Raw genomic sequence first — 1,540 nt, forward strand, 5'->3', positions numbered from 1 at the left:
GGAGAAACCTGCGAGTTCCGGGGCGACGGGTGTCATAGTGTGTACCTTGCTGGAGTACCAGTTATCCTGGAAGTAGTACGTGAGTGACCCAGTCTGGCTTTGTGCAAAGTAGTACAAGAGCCGCGATGCTGCGTAGGCGGGGATGGCGGTGGTTGCAAGGACGGTGGGTGCCGCCCAGACTGCGCCCTGAGCAAGGGCGCGGCGAGAGATAGTAGGCATGAGTGTCTCCTGGAAAGTATGTTTTGAGTTTGGTGAGTATGACCCAGTCAAGAAAAAGTATATAGCATGACTTTGTTCAAAAACAACTAGATTTTAAAGAGTATTGATGTGATATCTAGCAACTTTAAAATTACTTATTTTCTGCGGTATCACCAGAATCAAGGGGTAAGTATGAGCTACTTGGAAGCATATTTGTACTTTACTGTGCTGATTTTATAAATACGATAGTGCTTATAAGTGGGGCCGGGTGGCAGGATTGCTGTTGTTAAAAGACGGGAAACTGGGAACGGGTATTTAAACAGCTAGCCCGCCCCTCCGGTAGGAGGGGCAGGCTAGGGAGAGACTTTTGGAATACTAGGAAAGAGTTAGAGCCTGAACGCGTCCAGTAAAGCCATCTACGCTGTAACCGCTGTCGGTGGCAATGCTGTACTCGGTCACATAAACTGCTTCAATACCTGACTGGGGGTCGGGGCAACTATCGGAAGAAGTAACCGCTTCAGCAGTGAAATAAGAGGCGGGATCAGGGGTAAGTGACCCTTCCTGCTGAGTGGTGGTGCTGAGGGTGCCGTTGTACTCAAATTCGTAAGCGGTAAGACCGCTGGTGGGAACGGTGTAGCTCAGGTTGCCGTTTTCAGCAGGCTGATAGTCGAGGACTGAATCAGCTACAGAATAGGAGCCGAGGTAGGTCCAATTGCCTAAAGTTATGTTAAAGCTGTCGACAAGACCGGTGGGTAGGTGCCAGGTTACTAGGAGATTCGTTATCTCTGCGTTCTGAACTTGGCCCATACCTTCGGGGTAGATTGCAACGATACCTGCAGGGTCGCCGTTGGTATTGACAGAGTTTGTCACGGTTAGGCTGGTTAGGCACCCCGTGCTGTTATCACGGGTGTAAGTACCGCTGTTGTTTGAGTCCAAACTATAAATTTCGTGAGAAGCTGCGTAAGTGGGGATGGTGGCGGTTGCAAGGACGGCGGGCGGTCAGAAAGAAAGCCCCTGTCGCGCTGAGCGACAGGGGCTGAGATTACGCAGCAAACTTGGAGCGCTGGATGAGAGTTTTATCCTCGAAGCTGTACCCGTTATCCAGGGTGGCGCTGAAAACGTAGCCGCCGTAGAAGTAGCTGTTGCTACTGCGCGGCCTGATTCGTGACGAGAATCGCAGCGCTATTTTGGTGCCGGGCCAGGTTGCAGATGACTTTTCTTCAACAACCTTATTGGTGAGCGGGCCGGTAAAGGTCATCCGGTAGACGTTGAATCCCGATGTGCTGATTGGTCCATTGTCCGTCGGTAGTGTAGGAAGGTCGACCCGGGTGGGGGCTGTCCA

Annotated in this window: 2 protein-coding genes and 1 pseudogene; all 3 read right to left on the reverse strand. The window is 51.6% G+C overall.

Annotated features, from left to right (window positions below):
• Positions 1-219 (reverse strand): annotated as a pseudogene (locus HMPREF2779_RS00790) (hypothetical protein); the annotation flags it as partial.
• Positions 220-573: 354 nt separating this feature from the next.
• Complete coding sequence (locus tag HMPREF2779_RS00795) at positions 574-1,134, reverse strand: hypothetical protein (protein ID WP_158676569.1); 561 nt, start codon at positions 1,132-1,134, stop codon at positions 574-576.
• Positions 1,135-1,240: 106 nt separating this feature from the next.
• Positions 1,241-1,540: hypothetical protein (locus HMPREF2779_RS00800; RefSeq protein ID WP_233992166.1), on the reverse strand; the 300-nt coding region annotated here is incomplete at its 5' end.

It is taken from the genome of Rothia sp. HMSC069C03, assembly GCF_001811075.1.
In the GTDB taxonomy this organism is placed as follows: domain Bacteria; phylum Actinomycetota; class Actinomycetes; order Actinomycetales; family Micrococcaceae; genus Rothia; species Rothia mucilaginosa.